The organism is Streptomyces typhae (assembly GCF_009755605.1).
GTDB classification, from domain to species: Bacteria; Actinomycetota; Actinomycetes; order Streptomycetales; family Streptomycetaceae; genus Streptomyces; species Streptomyces typhae.
In genome coordinates, this window is record NZ_WPNZ01000015.1 from 75,921 (window position 1) to 95,872 (window position 19,952).

The 19,952-nt window shown below is 73.0% G+C and carries 17 protein-coding genes; 12 read left to right on the forward strand and 5 right to left on the reverse strand.

Features of this window, described 5'->3' with window-relative positions; genetic code table 11:
• The first annotated feature begins 46 nt into the window (after nucleotides 1-46).
• From GPA10_RS25955 to GPA10_RS25965, 3 genes are all read left to right on the forward strand, one after another.
• Entirely contained in the window at nucleotides 47-1,300 is a 1,254-nt protein-coding gene (locus GPA10_RS25955; protein WP_157167613.1) for an amidohydrolase, read from the forward strand.
• A gap of 54 nt (nucleotides 1,301-1,354) precedes the next feature.
• Nucleotides 1,355-2,476: an NAD(P)H-dependent flavin oxidoreductase gene (locus tag GPA10_RS25960; RefSeq protein ID WP_157167614.1), complete on the forward strand. Its 1,122-nt coding sequence runs from the start codon at nucleotides 1,355-1,357 to the stop codon at nucleotides 2,474-2,476.
• 67 nt (nucleotides 2,477-2,543) lie between these two features.
• Nucleotides 2,544-4,133: an acyl-CoA synthetase gene (locus GPA10_RS25965; RefSeq protein WP_157167615.1), complete on the forward strand. Its 1,590-nt coding sequence runs from the start codon at nucleotides 2,544-2,546 to the stop codon at nucleotides 4,131-4,133.
• On the opposite strand, the gene GPA10_RS44095 is transcribed toward GPA10_RS25965, so the two are convergent.
• Entirely contained in the window at nucleotides 4,042-4,428 is a 387-nt protein-coding gene (locus GPA10_RS44095) for a penicillin acylase family protein (RefSeq protein ID WP_157167690.1), read from the reverse strand. The genes GPA10_RS25965 and GPA10_RS44095 overlap by 92 nt on opposite strands.
• On the opposite strand from GPA10_RS44095, the gene GPA10_RS25975 reads away from it, so the two are divergent.
• Nucleotides 4,369-5,952, forward strand: a complete 1,584-nt coding sequence (locus GPA10_RS25975) for an acyl-CoA synthetase (RefSeq protein ID WP_425505816.1) — start codon at nucleotides 4,369-4,371, stop codon at nucleotides 5,950-5,952. The genes GPA10_RS44095 and GPA10_RS25975 overlap by 60 nt on opposite strands.
• A gap of 139 nt (nucleotides 5,953-6,091) precedes the next feature.
• On the forward strand, nucleotides 6,092-7,045 hold the full coding sequence (locus GPA10_RS25980) for an SDR family NAD(P)-dependent oxidoreductase (RefSeq protein ID WP_157167616.1): 954 nt from the start codon (nucleotides 6,092-6,094) through the stop codon (nucleotides 7,043-7,045).
• A gap of 19 nt (nucleotides 7,046-7,064) precedes the next feature.
• On the opposite strand, the gene paaK is transcribed toward GPA10_RS25980, so the two are convergent.
• Together paaK and GPA10_RS25990 are read right to left on the reverse strand one after the other, a co-directional pair.
• Nucleotides 7,065-8,360: a phenylacetate--CoA ligase PaaK gene (paaK, locus tag GPA10_RS25985; RefSeq protein ID WP_058847604.1), complete on the reverse strand. Its 1,296-nt coding sequence runs from the start codon at nucleotides 8,358-8,360 to the stop codon at nucleotides 7,065-7,067.
• 304 nt (nucleotides 8,361-8,664) lie between these two features.
• Nucleotides 8,665-10,302, reverse strand: coding sequence for an acyl-CoA synthetase (locus tag GPA10_RS25990; RefSeq protein WP_343041331.1), 1,638 nt, complete (start codon nucleotides 10,300-10,302; stop codon nucleotides 8,665-8,667).
• A gap of 242 nt (nucleotides 10,303-10,544) precedes the next feature.
• Between GPA10_RS25990 and GPA10_RS25995 the strand changes: the two genes are divergently transcribed.
• From GPA10_RS25995 to GPA10_RS26015, 5 genes are all read left to right on the forward strand, one after another.
• Entirely contained in the window at nucleotides 10,545-11,345 is an 801-nt protein-coding gene (locus GPA10_RS25995; RefSeq protein WP_157167617.1) for a crotonase/enoyl-CoA hydratase family protein, read from the forward strand.
• 222 nt (nucleotides 11,346-11,567) lie between these two features.
• Nucleotides 11,568-12,530: a Zn-ribbon domain-containing OB-fold protein gene (locus GPA10_RS26000; RefSeq protein ID WP_343041332.1), complete on the forward strand. Its 963-nt coding sequence runs from the start codon at nucleotides 11,568-11,570 to the stop codon at nucleotides 12,528-12,530.
• A complete protein-coding gene (locus tag GPA10_RS26005) occupies nucleotides 12,527-13,576 on the forward strand; it encodes a thiolase domain-containing protein (RefSeq protein WP_343041333.1) in 1,050 nt (349 codons plus the stop codon). Before GPA10_RS26000 ends, GPA10_RS26005 begins: the two co-directional genes overlap by 4 nt.
• Nucleotides 13,573-14,751 (forward strand): thiolase domain-containing protein, encoded by a 1,179-nt coding sequence (locus GPA10_RS26010; RefSeq protein ID WP_157167618.1) that lies wholly within the window; start codon nucleotides 13,573-13,575, stop codon nucleotides 14,749-14,751. Before GPA10_RS26005 ends, GPA10_RS26010 begins: the two co-directional genes overlap by 4 nt.
• A gap of 126 nt (nucleotides 14,752-14,877) precedes the next feature.
• Nucleotides 14,878-15,123 carry a DUF397 domain-containing protein gene (locus GPA10_RS26015; protein ID WP_058847610.1) on the forward strand — a complete coding sequence of 82 codons (246 nt, stop codon included), beginning with the start codon at nucleotides 14,878-14,880 and terminating at the stop codon, nucleotides 15,121-15,123.
• A gap of 108 nt (nucleotides 15,124-15,231) precedes the next feature.
• Here the strand turns inward: GPA10_RS26015 and GPA10_RS26020 are convergent, their stop codons facing one another.
• Nucleotides 15,232-16,821 (reverse strand): amidohydrolase, encoded by a 1,590-nt coding sequence (locus GPA10_RS26020; protein ID WP_343041334.1) that lies wholly within the window; start codon nucleotides 16,819-16,821, stop codon nucleotides 15,232-15,234.
• 191 nt (nucleotides 16,822-17,012) lie between these two features.
• Between GPA10_RS26020 and GPA10_RS26025 the strand changes: the two genes are divergently transcribed.
• Together GPA10_RS26025 and GPA10_RS26030 are read left to right on the forward strand one after the other, a co-directional pair.
• Nucleotides 17,013-17,642, forward strand: a complete 630-nt coding sequence (locus GPA10_RS26025; RefSeq protein WP_157167619.1) for a hypothetical protein — start codon at nucleotides 17,013-17,015, stop codon at nucleotides 17,640-17,642.
• 155 nt (nucleotides 17,643-17,797) lie between these two features.
• Entirely contained in the window at nucleotides 17,798-19,219 is a 1,422-nt protein-coding gene (locus GPA10_RS26030; RefSeq protein WP_246259763.1) for a lysine N(6)-hydroxylase/L-ornithine N(5)-oxygenase family protein, read from the forward strand.
• Here the strand turns inward: GPA10_RS26030 and GPA10_RS26035 are convergent.
• Entirely contained in the window at nucleotides 19,216-19,941 is a 726-nt protein-coding gene (locus GPA10_RS26035) for a leucine-rich repeat domain-containing protein (protein ID WP_343041335.1), read from the reverse strand. The genes GPA10_RS26030 and GPA10_RS26035 overlap by 4 nt on opposite strands.
• Between the last annotated feature and the right edge of the window lie 11 nt (nucleotides 19,942-19,952).

Sequence of the window (19,952 nt, forward strand, 5' to 3'; positions counted from 1 at the left end):
GCTTGCCGATACCGTCCTTGCCGATACCGTGCTCAAGGAGCGTCATATGACGGCCAGCCAGGAGCTCGACCGTGCCGTCCGCGGCGAACTCGACAGCCTCGTCGACCTCTATCAGGACCTGCACGCCCACCCCGAGCTGTCCTTCGCCGAGCACCGCACCGCCGCCACGGTCGCCCGGCACGCCGCCTCCTACGGATACGACGTCACCTCCGGCGTCGGCCGCACCGGCGTCGTCGCCGTCCTCGACCACGGCGAAGGCCCCACCGTGCTCCTGCGCGCCGACTTCGACGCCCTCCCCGTCACCGAACGCACCGGCCTGCCCTACGCCTCCCGCACCGAGGGCGTCATGCACGCCTGCGGCCACGACCTGCACGTGACCTGTCTGCTGGGCGCGCTGAAGCTCCTCGCGGACGCGCGCGAGCGCTGGCGCGGGCGGATCGTCGCCGTCTTCCAGCCCGCCGAGGAGGTCGGCGAGGGCGCGCGGGCGATGATCGACGACGGTCTCTTCGACCGGTTCGGCACCCCCGACGTCGTGCTCGGGCAGCACGTCGCCCCGCTGCCCACGGGCATGGTCGCCTGCCACGCGGGACCCGCCTTCGCCGCCACCGACTCGCTCAAGGTCGTCATGTACGGCAAGGGCGCGCACGGATCCCGGCCGGAGACCTCCGTCGATCCCGTGGTGATGGCCGCCGCCACCGTCATGCGGCTCCAGACCGTCGTCTCCCGGGAGGTGCCCGCGGGGGAGACCGCCGTGCTCACGGTGGGGTCGCTGCGGGCGGGGACCGTCGACAACATCATTCCCGACGAGGCCGAACTGCGGCTCAGCATCCGTACGTACGACGAGGACATCCGCGCCCGGATGCGCGCCGCGGTCGAGCGGATCGTCCGCGGCGAGGCGCTGGTCGCGGGCGCCGAACGCGAGCCGGAGTTCACCGCCCTCGACGCGTTTCCCGTGCTCGTCAACGACGAAGCCGCGGTGGCCCGCACCATGGGAGCCGTCGCCGGGGTGCTGGGGGACGGGCAGGTGATCGATCCCGGTCCTGTCACCGGAAGCGAGGACGTCGGGCTCTTCGGCACCGCCGCCAAGGCACCCGTCTGCTACTGGCTGTTCGGCGGCTGTGACGCGGAGGTGTATGCGGCTGCCGCCGCCGGCGGCACCCTCGACCGCGATGTCCCTTCCAACCATTCGCCCCTCTTCGCGCCCCTCGCCGCGCCCGCCGTCACCACGGGGGTCACGGCCATGACCGCCGCCGCCCTGGAGTGGCTGGGGCGTCCCGGCGGTACCGCCGAAAGTATCTGACGCATCGTCAGTAAAGGTCTTCCCTCGTTCGGATGGCTGCGGCATCCTGCGCCCATGCAGACGGAGCTGAGCAAGCAACTCGGGATCGAGCACGCCGTCTTCGGCTTCACGCCGTTCCCCGCCGTGGCCGCCGCGATCAGCAGGGCGGGCGGGTTCGGTGTGCTCGGCGCGGTCCGCTACACCGCCCCCGACGACCTCGCCCGCGACCTCGACTGGGTGCGGGAGCACGTGGGCGGGCGGCCCTTCGGCCTCGATGTCGTCATGCCCGCAGCGAAGGCCGAAGGCCCCGACGGGCGCGCGCTGAGCGAGGCCGACGTCGAGGCGATGATTCCCGAAGGGCACCGGCGGTTCGTCGAGGAGACGCTGGGCGCGTACGGCGTGCCCTCGCTCGCCGACGGCGAGGCGTCCGGCTGGCGCGTCACCGGGTGGCTGGAGCAGGTGGCGCGCGGTCAGCTCGACGTCGCCTTCGACCACCCCGTCAAGCTGCTCGCCAACGCCCTCGGCCCGCCGCCCGCCGACGTCGTCACCCGCGCCCACGAGAACGGCGTGCTCGTCGCCGCCCTCGCGGGCAGCGCCCGGCACGCCCGCAAGCACGCCGACGCGGGCATCGACATCGTCGTCGCACAGGGCTACGAGGCCGGAGGGCACACCGGGGAGATCGCCTCCATGGTGCTCACCCCCGAGGTCGCCGAGGCCGTCGCGCCGTTGCCCGTCCTCGCCGCGGGCGGCATCGGCAGCGGCGAGCAGGCCGCGGCCGCCTTCGCGCTCGGCGCGCAGGGCGTGTGGCTGGGCTCGGTCTGGCTCACCACGACGGAGGCAGACCTGCACTCGCCCGCGCTGACGCGCAAGCTGCTCGCGGCGGAGTCCGGTGACACGGTCCGCTCCCGCGCCCTGACGGGCAAACCGGCCCGGCAGTTGCGCACCGAGTGGACCGACGCGTGGGACGACCCGGCGGGGCCGGGCGCGCTGCCCATGCCGCTGCAGGGGCTGCTCGTCGCCGAGGCCGTGTCCCGTATCCAGAAGTACGAGGTCGAGCCGCTGCTCGGCACCCCCGTCGGCCAGATCGTGGGCCGGATGAACAGCGAACGCAGCGTACGGGCCGTGTTCGACGACCTGACCCGCGGCTTCGAGCGCGCCGTCGACCGGATGAACCGCGTCGCAGGGCGAGACCGGTGAACCGCGTCACAGAGCGAGACCGGTGAACCGCATCGCAGAGCGAGTCTGAGGAGATCGGAGACCACCGATGAGTACCCCGGAGCACGCCGACCCGGCGGGGGCGGGCGCGCGGGCGCCCGTCGGGTTCTGGCGGCAGGCCGCCGCCGACCCCGGCCGCGTCGTCCTCGTCGCCCCCGACGGCGAGGAGTGGACGGCCGGACGGCTGCACGCCGCCGCCAACCGGCTCGTGCACGGGCTGCGCGCGGCGGGCCTCGAGCGCGGCGACGCGTTCGCCGTCGTGCTGCCGAACGGGGCGGAGTTCTTCGCCGCCTACCTCGCCGCCACGCAGGCCGGTCTCTATCTCGTACCCGTCAACCACCATCTGGTCGGGCCGGAGATCGCGTGGATCGTGGCCGACTCGGGCGCGAAGGTCCTCGTCGCGCACGAGCGGTTCGGGGCCGCCGCGGCCGCCGCGGCCGACGAGGCCGGGCTGCCGCACACGGGCCGGTACGCGGTGGGCGGCGACATACCGGGGTTCCGGTCCTACGGCCGGCTCGTGGACGGGCAGCCGGACGCGGCGCCCCCCGAGCGCACCCTCGGCTGGGTCATGAACTACACGTCGGGCACCACCGGGCGGCCCCGCGGCATCCGGCGCCCGCTGCCCGGCAGGCCGCCGGAGGCGTCCCCCCTCGGTGGCTTCCTCGGCGTCTTCGGCATCAAGCCCTTCGACGGCAACGTCCACCTGGTGTGCTCACCGCTCTACCACACCGCCGTCCTCCAGTTCGCGGGCGCGTCCCTGCACATGGGCCACCGGCTCGTCCTCATGGACAGGTGGACGCCCGAGGAGATGCTCCGGCTCATCGACCGGCACTCCTGCACCCACACCCACATGGTCCCCACCCAGTTCCACCGGCTCCTCGCCCTGCCCGCGGACGTCAGGGACGCCCATGACGTGTCGTCCATGCGGCACGCCCTGCACGGGGCCGCGCCCTGCCCCGACCATGTGAAGCGGGCGATGATCGAGTGGTGGGGCGAGTGCGTCGAGGAGTACTACGCGGCCAGCGAGGGCGGCGGGGCGTTCGCCACGGCGCGGGAGTGGCTGAAGAAGCCCGGCACGGTCGGCAGGGCCTGGCCGATCAGCGAGTTGGCCGTCTTCGACGACGACGGCAACCGACTGCCGCCCGGCGAACTCGGCACCGTCTACATGAAGATGCGCACCGGCGGCTTCTCGTACCACAAGGACGCAGCGAAGACGCGGAAGAACCGCATCGGGGACTTCTTCACCGTGGGCGACCTGGGGTGCCTCGACGAGGACGGCTATCTCTTCCTGCGCGACCGCAAGATCGACATGATCATCTCAGGGGGCGTCAACATCTATCCGGCCGAGATCGAAGCGGTGCTGCTCAGCCATCCCGCGGTCGCCGACGCCGCCGTGTTCGGCGTGCCGCACGACGACCGGGGCGAGGAGGTCAAGGCCGTCGTGGAGGCCGCCGACGGGCACACCGCGGACGACGCGCTCGCCGCCGAGGTCCTGCGCCACTGCGCACGGCTGCTCGCCGGGTACAAACGGCCGAGGAGCGTCGACTTCATCGCGTCGATGCCGCGCGACCCCAACGGCAAGCTGTACAAGCGGCGGCTGCGGGAGCCGTACTGGGAGGGGCGGGAGCGGGCCGTGTGAACAACGCGCCGCCCGCCCCCCGCTCGGCTCGCTCAGCGCCGGCGGACCCGCACCCCGGGCCCGCGACCGTGTGGCTCCAGGCGACGTGGCCGTTGAAGCCGGTGTTGACCACCGGGGTGCCGAGCAGGGAGGCGCCGGAGACGTTATGTGAACGCCTGGAGAGCCGGTCGAGGCGGCGGCGTTCCTCCGTACAGAGCCTTGACCGGCACGCGGGGCCGCCCGCAGGATCACGCCCATGAAGGGTGCGCGGGACATGCGGGACGGCCGGACCGAGCGGCCGGACGGGACGGACCAGACAGACGCAGCCGGTGGAGCGGGTGCCTCCGGAGCGCGGGCGAGCACGGTCGACGGAGTCCTCGGGCGCAGCGCCCGCCGGACACCGGGCCGTACTGCCCTGCGCTACGCCGACCGCTCCTGGACGTACGCCGAACTCGACGACGCCGTCTCGCGGGCCGCCCGGGTCCTCGTCGCGGAGGGCCTCGGCCGCGGCGACCGCGTCGCCGCCTACGCCCACAACTCCGACGCCTACCTCATCGGCTTCCTGGCCTGCGCCCGCGCGGGCCTGGTGCACGTGCCGGTGAACCAGAACCTGACCGGCGACGACCTCGCGTACATCGTCCGGCAGTCCGGCAGCTCCCTCGTCCTCGCCGACCCCGGCATCGCCGGGCACCTCCCCGCGGGGCTGCCCGTCCTCGCGCTCAGGGACACCGACGACTCCCTGCTCGCCCGCCTCGCCGCCTGCGCACCCCACGACGGCCCAGGACCGGACGCGGAGGACCTCGTCCAGCTCCTGTACACCTCCGGCACCACGGCCCTGCCCAAGGGCGCGATGATGACCCACCGCGCCCTGGTCCACGAGTACGTGAGCGCCGTGCACGCGCTCGACCTCAAGGAGACCGACCGGCCGCTGCACTCCCTGCCGCTCTACCACTCGGCCCAGATGCACGTGTTCCTGCTGCCGTACCTGGCGGTGGGCGCCGAGAACACGATCCTCGACGCGCCCGCGGCCGGGCCTGTCCTCGACCTGGTGGCGTCCGGTCGCGCCGACAGCCTGTTCGCGCCGCCCACCGTGTGGATCGCCCTGTCGCAGCACCCCGACTTCGCCACCCGCGACCTGAGCGCCCTGCGCAAGGCGTACTACGGCGCGTCGATCATGCCGGTGCCCGTCCTGGAGCGGCTGCGCGCGCGGCTGCCCGGCCTCGCGTTCTACAACTGCTTCGGGCAGAGCGAGATCGGCCCGCTCGCCACCGTGCTCGGCCCCGGGGAGCACGAGGGCCGCATGGACTCGTGCGGGCGGCCCGTCCTGTTCGTGGAGGCGAAGGTCGTCGACGAGGACGGCAAGGAGGTGCCGGACGGCACCCGGGGCGAAGTGGTCTACCGCTCGCCGCAGCTCTGCCAGGGGTACTGGGACAAGCCGGAGGAGACCGCGGAGGCCTTCCGCGACGGCTGGTTCCACTCCGGCGACCTCGCCGTGCGCGACGCGGAGGGCTACTTCACCGTCGTCGACCGCGTGAAGGACGTCATCAACTCCGGGGGCGTGCTCGTCGCGTCCCGCCAGGTCGAGGACGCCCTCTACACCCATCCCGCCGTCGCCGAGACCGCCGTGGTCGGGCTGCCCGACGAGCGCTGGATCGAGGCCGTCACCGCCGTCGTGGTCCGCGGGGCGGACGTCACCGAGGCCGAACTCGTCGCCCACGCACGCGAACGGCTCGCCCACTTCAAGGCACCCAAGCGCGTGGTGTTCGTGGACGCCCTGCCGCGCAACGCCAGCGGGAAGATCCTCAAGCGGGAGCTGCGCAGGCGCCTCGCGGACGGCTGACCCCACCCCGCGCACCGCCCTGTGCTGTCGGCCCGCTGTCGGGTGCCGACACGGCGTGTCGGTCCGCTGTCCGCGAGGGCGGTGATCGTGGTGCGGACAGGGCCGGTGCCCCGGCCCCCCGCCTGCGCAAGGAGCCGCCATGTCTGCCCCCGCCCCCTCTCCCGTACCCGCTTCCGCTTCCGGCCGGGCCTGGGACGTGCACCGGCTGCCGTCCGCCGAGGGCAGGACCTTCCTGGTGACGGGCGGCAACGCGGGCATCGGCTACTTCGTCGCCGAGCAGCTCGCCGCCACCGGGGCGGACGTGGTCGTCGCCGGCAGGACCGCGGCGCGGGCCGAGGCCGCCATGGCGGCGATCCGCATCCGGTACCCCGCCGCGCGCCTGCGCCACTGCCTCCTTGACCTCGCCGACCTGGCCACCCTGGAGCGGTCCGTGCGGGAGCTGGGGCCCGTCCGGCTCGACGCGGTGGTCCTCAACGCCGGTGTGGCGCTCGACGACCCGCCGCGCAGGGAGACCGCCGACGGCCACGAGGCGATGTTCGGCACCAACCACCTCGGCCACTTCGCGCTCACGCACCGGCTCGCGCCCCTCCTGGCGCCCGCCGCCCGCGTCGTCACCGTCGGCAGCTTCGCCGCCCGCTCCGAGCGCCTGGACCTGGACGACCTCCAGTCCCTGCGGGACTACCGCCCCAAGCGCGCCTACGGCCGCTCCAAGCTGGCACAGACCCTCTTCGCCCTCGAACTCGACCGCCGGCTCCGGGCGGCGGGCAGCGGCGTGCGCAGCGTCGTGGCCCATCCCGGCGGCGCCCTCGACTCCCTGACGCCCGCACGTCCCGGTGTCCATGGCGGTGCCGCGGGGCGACGGCTGCTGGGCGCGCCCGCCGGGCTCGTCCTTCAGGGCAAGGAGGCGGGGGCGTGGCCCATGGTGCGGGCCGTGCTCGACCCGGCGGTGCGGGGCGGGCAGGTCTGGGGCCCCCGGGTGTTCGGCCTGCGGGGCGAGCCGAAGCTCGAACGGCCGCAGGCGCACTACACGGACCGTGCGACCGCCGCGCGGCTGTGGGCGGCGAGCGCGCGACTGACCGGAGTGGACGCCTAGCCCCCGTGCGTACGGGGACTCACTTCTCCCGCAGGTCCACGATCCGCCGGATTTTGCCCACCGAACGCTCGATGCTCTCCGGGTCCACGACCTCCACGGCCACCGAGACGCCGATGCCGTCCTTGACCGCCGACTCGATCTCCCGCGCGGCTGTCTCGCGCCGCCCGCGCGGGGTGTCGGGACGGGCCTCCACCCGGACGGTGAGGGCGTCGAGACGGCCCTCCCGCGTCAGCCGCAGCTGGAAGTGCGGGGCGAGCCCGGGGGTGCCGAGGACGATCTCCTCGATCTGGGTGGGGAAGAGGTTCACCCCGCGCAGGATCACCATGTCGTCGCTGCGCCCGGTGATCTTCTCCATGCGCCGGAACGCCCGTGCCGTGCCGGGCAGGAGCCGCGTCAGATCGCGGGTGCGGTAGCGGATGACCGGCAGTGCCTCCTTGGTGAGGGAGGTGAAGACCAGCTCGCCGTGCTCGCCGTCGGGCAGCACCCGGCCCGTGATCGGGTCCACGACCTCGGGGTAGAAGTGGTCCTCCCAGATGTGCAGGCCGTCCTTGGTCTCCACGCACTCCTGGGCGACACCGGGGCCGATGACCTCCGAGAGCCCGTAGATGTCCACGGCGTCGATCGCGAACCGCTCCTCGATCTCGGTCCGCATCGCCTCCGTCCACGGCTCCGCGCCGAAGATGCCCACCTGGAGCGAGGTCGTGCGCGGATCGATGCCCTGCCGCTCGAACTCCTCCAGGAGGGTCAGCATGTACGACGGCGTCACCATGATGATCTCCGGGCGGAAGTCCAGGATGAGCTGCACCTGGCGGGCGGTCATGCCGCCGGACGCGGGGATCACCGTGCAGCCGAGCCGCTCGGCGCCGTAGTGCGCGCCGAGGCCGCCGGTGAAGAGCCCGTATCCGTAGGCCACGTGCACCTTGTGGCCCGGCCGCCCGCCCGCCGCGCGGATGGAGCGCGCCACGACGTCGGCCCACATGTTCAGGTCCTGCTCGGTGTAGCCCACGACGGTGGGGCGCCCGGTGGTGCCGCTCGACGCGTGCAGCCGCCGCAGCTCGGACTGCTCCACGGCGAACATCCCGAAGGGGTAGTTCGCCCGCAGGTCCGCCTTCGTGGTGAACGGGAAACGGCCTAGGTCGGCGAGGGTGTGGCAGTCGTCGGGCCCGAGCCCCGCCGCGTCGAACGCCGCCCGGTAGAAGGGCACGTTCTCGTAGGCGTGCAGCAAGGTGTCCTGAAGCCGTTCGAGTTGCAGTGCCTCCAGCTCCGCGCGGCCGAGCCGCTCCGCCGCGTCGAGGAGTGCCGGTGTGCGCGCCATCTGGAGATACCCCCGTCCCTGCCGGGCGACCGTGGAGTCGGCCGATCTTGTGTCGGGGTCAGTTATTCAAGGTTCACCGCTTCTGGCAAGGGTTTCGTACGAGGTGGCGCGGGTGACGGCACGACGCGGTGGGGGCGGTGGTGGTGCCGGGGACCGCGGTGCCGGACGGTGCCGCGCCCGGCGGCGCCCGGCCGGGCCCGGGAAGCGGTCCCCGGCCCCGCTCGGAAGTCGTCCACCGTACGCGTCCGCTCCCTGATCCGGACACCGGGGGTCCAGACACCGGCTGGCTCCAAGGGTGCGATGTTCAGCGTACTGAACGCCGGCGAGCGGTCTTCGCGGCCACCGCCCGTGCCCAGCGATAGTCCGCCTTGCCGCTCGGTGAGCGCTGGATGCGGTCCGTGAAGACCACCACGCGGGGGATCTTGTACCCGGCGAGGCGGCTGCGGCAGTGGCTCTGGAGCGCGGGCAGGTCCACGGCTCCCGCGTCCGCGCGCAGTTGCACCACGGCCGCGACCCGGTTGCCCCAGCGCTCGTCGGGCACCCCCGCGACCAGCACGTCGTAGACGCCCGGATGGGACTTGAGCGCCTGCTCGACCTCCTCCGGATACACCTTCTCGCCACCGGTGTTGATGCACTGCGAGCCCCGGCCGAGCACCGTGACGACGCCCTCGTCGTCGACCGTCGCCATGTCGCCGAGCAGCACCCAGCGTTCGTCACCGCGCCGGAAGAAGGTCTCGTCCGTCTTCTTCGGGTCGTTGTAGTAGCCGAGCGGCACGTGGCCGCGCTGTGCGATGCGGCCCACCACGCCCGGCGGTACCGGTTCGCGGGTCGCCGGATCCACCACCTGCGTACGGGTGTTGACCCGCAGACGGAAGCCCTTGTCGGGGCCCGAGTCGTCCGTCGCGGTCCCGTTGAACCCGGACTCGGACGAGCCGAAGTTGTTGAGCAGCAGCACATGCGGTGCGAGCGCCGCGAACTCGGCGCGGACCGTCTCCGACATGATCGCGCCCGACGACGACACGCTGAAGAGGGACGACAGGTCGGTGCCGCGCAGCGGACCGTTCAGGGCGTCGATGAGGGGCCGCAGCATCGCGTCGCCCACCAGGGACACACTGGTGACCTTCTCCTTCGCTATGGTGCGCAGCACTTCATCGGGTACGAACCTGCGGTGGACGACGAGCCTTTGGCCGAAGTGGAAGCAGATGAAGGCGGTCAGCGTCGAGGTGCCGTGCATCAGGGGCGGCGTCGGGAAGAACGTCATGCCGGCGCCGCCCGCCGCCACCCGCTCGGCGACCTCCTGCGGGCGCGTCACCGGCTCCCCGGTCGGGGCGCCGCCGCCGAGCCCGGAGAAGAACAGGTCCTCCTGGCGCCACATCACTCCCTTGGGCATCCCTGTCGTGCCCCCGGTGCAGATGATGAAGAGGTCGTCCGCCGAACGCCCGGGGAAGCCGCGGCCCGGCGACCCGGACGCCTCGGCCGCGGCGAAGGGCACCGCGTCGGGGCCCCCGGCCCCGGAGTGCGCCGCCCCGTCCACCCGGATCAGATGGCGCAGCTTCTCCGTGCGCGGCAGGGCCGCGGCGACCCGCTCCTCGAACTCCGCGTCGTACACCAGCGCCGCGAGGTCCGCGTCCCGGTAGAGATGGACCAACTCCTCCTCGACATAGCGGTAGTTGACGTTCACCGGTACGACGCGGGCCTTGAGGCAGGCCAAGACCGTCTGGAGGTACTCGACGCCGTTGTACAGATGCAGGCCGAGGTGTTCGCCCGGCTTGAGCCCGCAATCGATCAGATGGTGTGCCAGACGGTTCGCCGCGGTGTCGAGCTCCGCGTACGTGAGCGCGCGCTCCGCACCCGTGCCGGGGTGGTCGACGTACAGGAGAGCGGCACGGTCGGGCACCACGTCCACGACTGACTCGAACAGGTCGGCAAGGTTGTACTCCACCGCTCCTCCTGACCCCGGCGTCGTCGCGCGTGGCGGTCGCACGCCATCGCGTGTGGCGGTCACTAGAGCAGAGCCGCCCACAAGTGGGAAGGGCCGCCGCGAAGTAAACTGACTAGGTGTCAGAAAACTATTGAAGTGCCGCGTCGCCTCCTGCAACCTGTTCCGGGTCCGACGACGTCGGGACAGCTCCGCACGCGAGGGCGGCCGCGGACGTCGGGACGGCTGCGAACGGGAGGACGGCCATGAGTGGTACGGAACATCTCTCCGTGCGGCGCGAAGGCGCCACGCTGATACTCACGCTCGACCGGCCGGAGGCCAGGAACGCGCTTTCGCTGCCCATGCTCGTCGGCCTGTACGACGGCTGGGTGGCCGCCGACGCCGACGACGCGGTGCGCTCCGTCGTCCTCACCGGGGCGGGCGGCGCCTTCTGCGCGGGCATGGACCTCAAGGCCCTCGCCGGAAAGGGCATGGACGGCGAGCAGTACAGGGACCGGCTCAAGGCCGACCCCGACCTGCACTGGAAGGCCATGCTGCGCCACCACCGGCCGCGCAAGCCGGTCATCGCCGCCGTCGAGGGCGCCTGCGTGGCCGGCGGCACCGAGATGTTGCAGGGAACCGACATCCGGGTGGCGGGGGAGTCCGCGACCTTCGGGCTCTTCGAGGTCAGGCGGGGGCTGTTCCCCATCGGCGGATCGACCGTACGGCTGCCGCGGCAGATCCCCCGCACGCACGCCCTGGAGATGCTGCTCACCGGCCGTGCCTACTCCGCGGCCGAGGCCGCGGCGATCGGCCTCGTCGGGCGGGTCGTGCCCGACGGCACCGCGCTCGGCGCGGCGCTCGCCGTGGCCGAGCGGATCAACGCGTGCGGGCCGCTGGCCGTGGAGGCCGTCAAGGCCGCCGTGTACGAGGCCCTGGAGATGAGCGAGGCGGACGGCCTTGCGGCCGAGCTCACGAGGGGGTGGCCTGTTTTTGACACGGCTGACGCCGAGGAAGGGGCCCGTGCCTTCGCCGAGAAGAGGGTGCCCGTCTTCCGGCGGGCCTAGGTCGGTTCTCCTGCGGGGTGCGTCCGTCGTTCTCGGCTGCGGGAGCGTTGTGGCCGGTCGCGCAGCTCCCCGCGCCCCTTATGGGGTGCCCCCTGTCGCACGGTCCCCGCGCGTCTTACAGGGCGTCACCTGTCGCACGGTCCCCGCGCGCCTTACGGGGCGCCACCTGTCGCACGGCCCCCAGGCCCCTTACGGGGCGCCCCCACGGAAACGGAGTCCGAAGTGCTGCGTGCGCCGCTTGTCGTCGAGTTTCCCTTCACGCGCTCCCTCGGGCCCGTGCAGAGCGCCTTCCTCACCGGACTGCGCGAACGCACCGTGCTCGGGGTGCGCACCACGGACGGCAAGGTGCTCGTGCCGCCCGTCGAGTACGACCCCGCGACCGCCGACGAACTGCGCGACCTCGTCGAAGTCGCCCCCACCGGCACGGTCACCACCTGGGCCTGGAACCCCGGGCCCCGTCGCGGCCAGCCCCTCACCAAGCCCTTCGCCTGGGTCCTCGTACGCCTCGACGGCGCCGACACCGCTCTGCTGCACGCCCTCGACGTGCCCGGCCCCGACGCCGTCCGCACCGGGACGCGGGTGCGGATCCGCTGGGCCGCGACGCGCACCGGCGCCATCACCGACATCGCCTGCTTCGAGCGGGACCAGAGCAGCAGTGGTGTGACGGGACGTCATGCGCGGCCGCACAGCGGGCGGTTCGCGGCACAGGAGGGTCCCGTGACCGGCATCGTCGCGCAGGCCAGGCTCGACTACACCTACAGCCCCGGCCGCGCCCAGTCCCAGTACATCCGGGCCCTGGCCGGGCACAGGACCGTCGGCGAGCGCTGCCCGGACTGCCGCAAGGTGTATGTGCCGCCGCGCGGCGCCTGCCCCACCTGCGGCGTCGCCACCACCGAGCAGGTCGAGGTAGGGCCGCGGGGCACGGTCACGACCTTCTGCATCGTCAACATCAAGGCGAGGAACGCCGGGAACGCCGCCATCGACGTGCCCTACGTCTACGCGCACATCGCCCTCGACAGCGCCGACCTCGCCCTGCACGCGCGGATCGCGGGCATCCCCTACGACCAGGTGCGCATGGGCCTGCGGGTCGAACCCGTGTGGAGCGACGACGCCCGCTTCCCCGACCACTACCGCCCCACCGGTGAGCCCGACGCCGACTACGACACGTACAAGGAGCTGTTGTGAACCGGGATGTCGCGATCGTCGCCTTCGGGCAGACCGACCATCTGCGCCGCTCCGACGAGCTGTCGGAAGTCGAGATGCTCATGCCCGTCCTGCACGAGGTCCTCGCCGCCACCGGCCTCAGGACCGGCGACATCGGCTTCACCTGCTCCGGCTCGTCGGACTACCTCGCCGGGCGTGCCTTCTCCTTCACGATGGCCCTGGACGGCGTCGGCGCCTGGCCGCCGATCTCCGAGTCGCACGTGGAGACGGACGGCGCCTGGGCGCTGTACGAGGCATGGGTGAAGCTGCAGACCGGCGACGCCGACACCGCACTCGTCTACGCCTACGGCAAGTCCTCGCCGGGCTCGGTCCGCGACGTCCTCACCCGGCAGCTCGACCCGTACTACCTGGCGCCGCTGTGGCCGGACTCCGTCGCCCTCGCGGCGCTCCAGGCGCAGGCGCTGATCGACGCGGGCGCGACGGATGAGCAGGACCTCGCCGCCGTCGCCGCCCGCAGCAGGGACGCGGCCGCCGGCAACCCCCACGCGCAACTGCGCGGGCCGGTGCCGCACGGCGACTACCTGGTGCGGCCGCTGCGCACGGGCGACTGCCCGCCCATCGGGGACGGGGCCGCCGCCGTGGTGCTCGCGGCGGGGGAGCGGGCCGGGGAGCTGTGCGGGCGCCCCGCGTGGATCCGCGGTATCGACCACCGCATCGAGGCGCACGGCCTGGGGGTGCGCGACCTGACCGACTCGCCCTCGACGCGGCTCGCGGCCGAACGCGCCGGGGCCTTCGCGCGGCCGGTCGACACCGCCGAACTGCACGCGCCGTTCACCGCGCAGGAAGTCGTCCTGCGCGGGGCGCTGCGGCTCGGCGACGACGTGACGGTGAACCCCTCCGGCGGGGCGCTCGCCGCCAACCCCGTCATGGCGGCCGGTCTGATCCGGCTCGGCGAGGCCGCGGCCCGCATCCACCGGGGCGCGTCGGACCGGGCCCTCGCCCACGCCACCTCGGGCCCCTGCCTTCAGCAGAACCTGGTCGCCGTCCTGGAAGGGGACCCGCGATGAGCGACGCACCCGGCAAGGAACCCGTCGCCGTCGTCGGGATCGGCCAGACCAAGCACGTCGCCGCGCGGCGCGACGTGTCGATCGCGGGCCTGGTCCGCGAGGCGGCGCTGGGGGCCCTCGCCGACGCCGAGCTGACCTGGGCCGGCGTCGACGCCGTCGTCATCGGCAAGGCGCCCGACTTCTTCGAGGGCGTGATGATGCCCGAGCTGTACCTCGCCGACGCGCTCGGCGCCGTCGGCAAGCCCATGCTCCGCGTGCACACCGCGGGCTCGGTCGGCGGCTCCACCGCGCTCGTCGCGGCGAGCCTCGTCGCGGGCCGCGTCCACGGCACCGTCCTGACCCTCGCCTTCGAGAAGCAGTCCGAGTCCAACGCGATGTGGGGGCTCTCGCTGCCCGTGCCGTTCCAGCAGCCGCTGCTCGCGGGGGCGGGCGGGTTCTTCGCGCCGCACGTGCGCGCGTACATGCGGCGCTCCGGCGCCCCCGAGGCGATCGGCTCGCTCGTCGCGTACAAGGACCGGCGCAACGCCCTCAAGAACCCCTGCGCGCATCTGCACGAGCACGACATCACGCTGGAGAAGGTGCAGGCGTCACCGATGCTGTGGGACCCCATCCGCTACTCCGAGACGTGCCCGTCATCCGACGGGGCGTGCGCGATGGTCCTCACCGACCGCGCGGGGGCGGCCCGCGCGCCGCGCCCGCCCGCCTGGCTGCACGGCGGGGCGATGCGCAGCGAACCCACCATGTTCGCGGGCAAGGACTTCGTGTCGCCGCGGGCCGGTAAGGACTGCGCGGCCGACGTGTACCGGCAGGCGGGCATCGCCGACCCGCGCCGGGAGATCGACGCCGTCGAGATGTACGTGCCGTTCTCCTGGTACGAGCCGATGTGGCTGGAGAACCTGGGCTTCGCGGCCGAGGGCGAGGGCTGGCAGCTCACCGAGTCCGGGGTGACCGAACTGGACGGTGACCTTCCGGTGAACATGTCGGGCGGCGTCCTGTCGACCAACCCCATCGGCGCGTCCGGGATGATCCGGTTCGCCGAGGCGGCCCTGCAAGTGCGGGGACAGGCCGGTGCACACCAAGTACCCGGTGCCCGCAAGGCACTTGGGCACGCCTACGGCGGCGGCTCGCAGTTCTTCGCCATGTGGCTGGTCGGCGCGGAGCCGCCCACGGGCTGACACGTGACGGGTGCCGGACGGACCGCCGGCGTGCCGGACGGGGCTGCGTCCTGTCACCGCGGCCTGTGCTGCGCCCGGGGCGAAAGCTAGGCTGGCGGCGGACGACGCATCGGGAGGAGCACGGACGTGGTTGAGAGCACCACCACCCAGCAGCATCCGCTCGCGGGCTGGGACAAGCCGGACCTCGACCTCAGCACCGCCGAGTGGCGGTCGAGCAGTGAGGGGCGCGGAGACGTGGAGATCGCCTTCGTCGAGGGGTTCATCGCGATGCGCAACGGCGGGCGCCCCGAGAGCCCGTCGTTGATCTTCACGCCCGCCGAGTGGGGGGCGTTCGTGCACGGCGCCCGCGCGGGCAGGTTCGACCTCACTTAGCCCGTCAGCACCTTCCCGTCAGGACCTGGCCCGTCAGGACCTGGTCCGTCCGGCGACCGCACCCGGCTCACCCGGCTCATCCGGCTGACCTGGCGGACCGGTCCGGCCTCACCCCGAGGCAGGGCCGGGGGCGGCGTCGAGGCCGTCGTCGCCCTCGACGAAGGTGCCGACCACCTCGATGTCCCCGATCCGCCCGGGGTCGACCCGCGTCGGGTCGTCGCCGAGGACGACGAGGTCGGCGCGCTTGCCGGGGGTGAGGCTGCCCGCGCTGTCCTCCCAGTGGCAGGCGTACGCGGCGTCCACGGTGTAGGCGCGCAGCGCGGCCTGTACGTCGACACCCTCGTCGGGGCCGATCCTCGCGCCCGACGCGGAGGCCCGCTCGACCATGAACTGGATGGCCCGCAGCGGTGCCCCGTCGGCCACCGGCCGGTCCGAACTGCCCACCAGGCGCACCCCGTGGTCGAGGAAGCCGCGCCCCCGGTACAGCCACGGCGCCCGCTCCGCACCCATGATCGCGGCGTAGTCGTCGCCGAAGTGCCGTAGGAAGTTCGGCTGGACGACGGCGGTGACGCCGAGGTCGGCGAACCGGCGGAGCTGGTCGGGGCGCACGAGGCCCGCGTGTTCCACGCGGTGCCGGGCGGCGGGGCGCGGGTGTGCGCGCTGGGCCGCCTCGATGCCGTCGAGGGCGACGTCGACGGCGAGGTCGCCGATGGCGTGCACGGCGAGCTGCCAGCCCGCGCGGTGCCCGGCCACGATGGTGTCCATGAGCGTGCCGGCGTCCGTCTGGAGCCTGCCGTTCGAGTCGCTGCCGACGTAGGGCTCGGTGAGGGCGGCCGTGCGGGCCATCATGCCGCCGTCGGTGAAGATCTTCAAAGCGCCGAGGGAGAGCGGGCCGTCGCCGAAGCCCGAGCGCAGGCCGAGCCCGAAGGCCCGCTCGGTGGTGTCCGCGGTCGCGGCCTCGACCGGGCGCAGGGCGTCCGCGGCCACCATCAGCTGCACGCGCACGGCCAGCCTGCCCTTCTCGTGGGCGAGTTGATAGGCCGCCGCCTCGATCGGGCTGTGCGCGAACAGTTCGCTGCCGACGCCCGCCTCGGCGACCGCCGTCACTCCCTCGGACCGGCAGACGCGCGCCGTGTGCTCGATGGCGTCGACGAGTTCTCCCAGGGCGTGCGGCGGCCGCAGCCGCAGCACCTCGCCCATGTCCTCCTCCGCGAGGAACCCGTCCGAGTGCGCGAGGCGCCCCGGAAGCAGCTTGAGCACCGCGGTGTTCACCAGGCACGCGTGCCCGGAGATGTGCCCCAGGTGGACCTTGCGGCCGTCGCTGACGGTGTCCAACTCCGCGGCGGTCAGGGGCCGGTCGAGTTCGCGCTGGTCGTAGCCCGCCAGGGTCACCCAGCCGTCCCGCGGCCGGGACACCACGGCGTCGGCCACGACCCGCAGGATGTCGTCGACGCGCCTGCTGGGTGCGACGCTCGGCACCTGTGCCTTCAACCCCGCCCAGACCATGTGCACATGGCCGTCGATGAAGCCGGGCAGCACGGTCGCGCCGCCGAGGTCCAGGACCCGGCGTGCCGGGAGCCCGGCGATGTCGGCGTCGAGCCCCACGATCCGGCCCTGCCAGATGCCGAGTTCACGGGCGGTGGGGCGGTCCGGGTCCATCGTGACGATATGGGCGTTGGTGATCCTGGTGCAGAGCACGGACAGATCCCTTCGAAGCGGCGGGAGCGGTGGGAGCGGAGGGCACGGATGGGGCGGCGGGGGCAGCGGGAGAGGCGGGAGAGGCGGGAGCGGCAGGGCGAGCGGCGGGCCGGCGGGCCGATGCTCGTCCTCAACGACCTTGTGTTCTATTGTTAGGTGAGGCTAGCCTAAGTTTCTGGGGTGGTGGGTGGGTGAACGAGGAACGGGTGGAGCTGCGGGCGGCCGCGGTGAACCGCCTGGAGGTCTGGGCCGATGGTGTGGTCGCGGACCTCGACGCGCAAGAAGACGTCGATCGCTCTTTACTGCGTGCGCTGCAAGTGGATCCGAGCCTGCGCGAGGAGACCGCCGTGCGCCGCGCCGACGCGCTGCGCGCTGCGGCCCTCGGTCTGGGTCCCGCGGGCTGTGCCGCGGCGGCCGGGGTGTCGGAGCGCATCCTGCTCAACTGGCAGGCGCAGGAACCGTCGTTCGCTACGGCGATGGCGGCGGCGTACCGGCTCGCGGAGCGCGAGGGCGAGCGGGCCCGCCTGGTGGCCGCGCCGACGGGGCCCGGCGCGGCCGCGCTGCGGGTCGTCCTGCGGGCGGTGCGCGACGGCACCGCGCAGCCGTCGGCCGCCCTGCTGGGCGGCTGGTCGGAGCGGTCCTTCCTGCGGTTGCGGCGGCGCAGCCCGGAGGTGGCGGCCCTGCTCGCCGCCGCTCGCAGGGCCAGGGTGCGGGCCAGGAAGGCGGAGCGGCGCGGGGGTTCGCGGGGCGGGCGCGGGTACCGCCTCGTGCGAGTGGACGACGGTCCGCTGGCGTCCGCGCGGCCGCCGGGCGAGCCCTGAGGGGGTGCGGCGGCGCGCTGCGGAGGGCGTGTACATTTCAGCGTGCCGTGCCGAGAAAGATCGAATGACTCCCGTGCGCGCACGGCCGCCGAACGCGGTGACCCGCACGGCAATCCCCTTCCAGACATTGCAAGGTAAGGCTTACCTTATCTAACATGTGCCTGCTTAGGGAGGCGATGACGCGGGTGAACACCTTGCACAGCGGGCCGGATTCGACGTACGGCGACACCGAGCACACACACGAGGGGCGCCACGAGGGACGCGAAGTGACGTACGACGTCTTGGGAATAGGCTTCGGCCCCTCGAACCTCGCCCTCGCGATCGCGGTCGAGGAGCACAACGCACAGGCCGCCGACGGAGAGCGGATACGCGCGGGATTCCTGGAGAAGCAGCCGCGGTTCGGCTGGCACCGGGGCATGCTCATCGACGACGCGACGATGCAGGTGTCCTTCCTGAAGGACCTCGTCACGATGCGCGACCCCAAGAGCGGCTACAGCTTCCTGTGCTACCTCCAGGAGCGGGACCGTCTGGTGGACTTCCTCAACCAGAAGACGCTCTTCCCGCTGCGCATCGAGTTCCACGACTACCTGGAGTGGGCCGCCGCCCGCGTCGCCGGCCTCGTCGAGTACTCCAGTGAGGTCGTCGCCGTGAAGCCGGTGACCGAGGACGGCGAGGTCGTCGCCTTCGACGTCGTCAGCCGCGACCCGGGCAACCCGGACGCGACCGTCGTGCGCCGGGCCCGCAGCCTCTGCGTCGCCACCGGCATGGAGCCGCACCTGCCGCCCGGCGCCACACGCTCGGAACGCGTCTTCCACAACAGCGAGTTGATCCCGCGCGTCGGCGCGCTCCTCGAACGGGGCACCCCGGTGCGCCGCGCCGTCGTCCTCGGCGCCGGACAGAGCGGGGCCGAGACCGTGGACTACCTCCACCGGCACTTCCCCGAGGCCGAGATCTGCTCGGTGTTCGCGAAGTACGGCTACACGCCCGCGGACGACAGCCCCTTCGCCAACCGGATCTTCGACCCGGAGGCCGTGGACATCTTCTACAACGCGCCGCCGGAGGTGAAGCAGTCCCTGTTCGACTACCACCGCGGCACCAACTACTCGGTGGTCGACATGGACCTCATCGAGTCCCTCTCGCGGACCATGTACCAGGAGAAGGTCCAGGGCCGCCAGCGCATGCGGATGCTGAACGTCTCCCGTATCCGCGAGATCGACGCGCAGGACGACGGCCTGCGGATCGGCATCGAGTTCCTGCCCACCGCCGAACGCGACGTCCTGGACGCCGACCTCCTGGTGTGCGCGACCGGCTACCAGCCGCGCGGCATCGACGAGCGCCTCGGCGAACTCGGCAAGCTGTGCCGCCGTGATGACGAGGACGCCCTCGTCGTGGGCCGCGACCACCGGGTCGCCACGCACCAGAACGTCACCGCCGCCATCTACCTCCAGGGCGGCACGGAGCACACCCACGGCCTCACCTCGACCCTGCTGTCCAACACGGCCGTACGGGCGGGCGAGATCCGCTCCTCGCTGATCGAGCGCCGCCGCGAGAGCGGAGCCCCGGACGCCAGGCCCTAGCGGAGCACCACGCACCCCCGCGCGCGCAGTGCCGCCAGGGTGTCCTCGCCGCCGCGGACGTCGTTCCAGCGCAGATCCAGCTTCTCCAGGGACGGCAGAGCGGTCAGCCAGGGCGGCACCGCGCGCAGCCGGTTGGCCCGCAGGTCGAGCCGGCGCAGCAGCGGCAGCCCGCGCACCGCCTCGGGGACGGTCTCGAACGCGTTCTCGCGCAGCTCGAGTTCACGGAGCTCCCCGAGGTGGCGCAGCGTGTCGGGGAGCGCGGACAGCCGGTTGCCGCGCAGCAGCAGCTCGCGCAGACCGCGCAGGCCGCCGAGCGTCGCGGGCAGGGCGGTGATGCGGTTGTGCCGCGCGCGCAGCTCGACGAGGGACGCCATGCGGCCTAGCCCGGCCGGAAGGGCGCCGAGCTGGTTCTCGCCGACGTTGAGATACGTGAGCCGGTCCAGGCCGCCCAGCTCCTCGGGCAGGGCGGTCAGCCGGTTGTCGTGCAAATACAGGAAGTCCGTCAGCGCGGGCAGGGCTCCGAGCTCCGGAGGGACCCCGGTGAGCCGGTTGTGGCCGAGGTCGAGCGTGCGCAGGTCCGTGAGCGCGGCCACCCGGGCGGGCAGGTGCGTCAGCGCGTTGTCGGCGAGCAGCAGGACCCGGAGTCCCGGGTGGTCCCACACCCGTTCCGGTACGGAGTCGAGCCCCGCCCGCCAGTAGTCCAGCACGGCCCCGTCGGTCACCGCTAGCCTCC

Bases quoted from the DNA above. Each gene is read 5' to 3' on its own strand.
- GPA10_RS25960 (WP_157167614.1), top strand. From the start codon at position 1,355: ATGCAGACGGAGCTGAGCAAGCAACTCGGGATCGAGCACGCCGTCTTC.
- GPA10_RS25965 (WP_157167615.1), top strand. From the start codon at position 2,544: ATGAGTACCCCGGAGCACGCCGACCCGGCGGGGGCGGGCGCGCGGGCG.
- GPA10_RS25955 (WP_157167613.1), top strand. From the start codon at position 47: ATGACGGCCAGCCAGGAGCTCGACCGTGCCGTCCGCGGCGAACTCGAC.
- GPA10_RS25995 (WP_157167617.1), top strand. From the start codon at position 10,545: ATGAGTGGTACGGAACATCTCTCCGTGCGGCGCGAAGGCGCCACGCTG.
- GPA10_RS26010 (WP_157167618.1), top strand. From the start codon at position 13,573: ATGAGCGACGCACCCGGCAAGGAACCCGTCGCCGTCGTCGGGATCGGC.
- GPA10_RS25975 (WP_425505816.1), top strand. From the start codon at position 4,369: ATGAAGGGTGCGCGGGACATGCGGGACGGCCGGACCGAGCGGCCGGAC.
- paaK (WP_058847604.1), bottom strand. From the start codon at position 8,360: ATGGCGCGCACACCGGCACTCCTCGACGCGGCGGAGCGGCTCGGCCGC.
- GPA10_RS25980 (WP_157167616.1), top strand. From the start codon at position 6,092: ATGTCTGCCCCCGCCCCCTCTCCCGTACCCGCTTCCGCTTCCGGCCGG.
- GPA10_RS26030 (WP_246259763.1), top strand. From the start codon at position 17,798: ATGTGCCTGCTTAGGGAGGCGATGACGCGGGTGAACACCTTGCACAGC.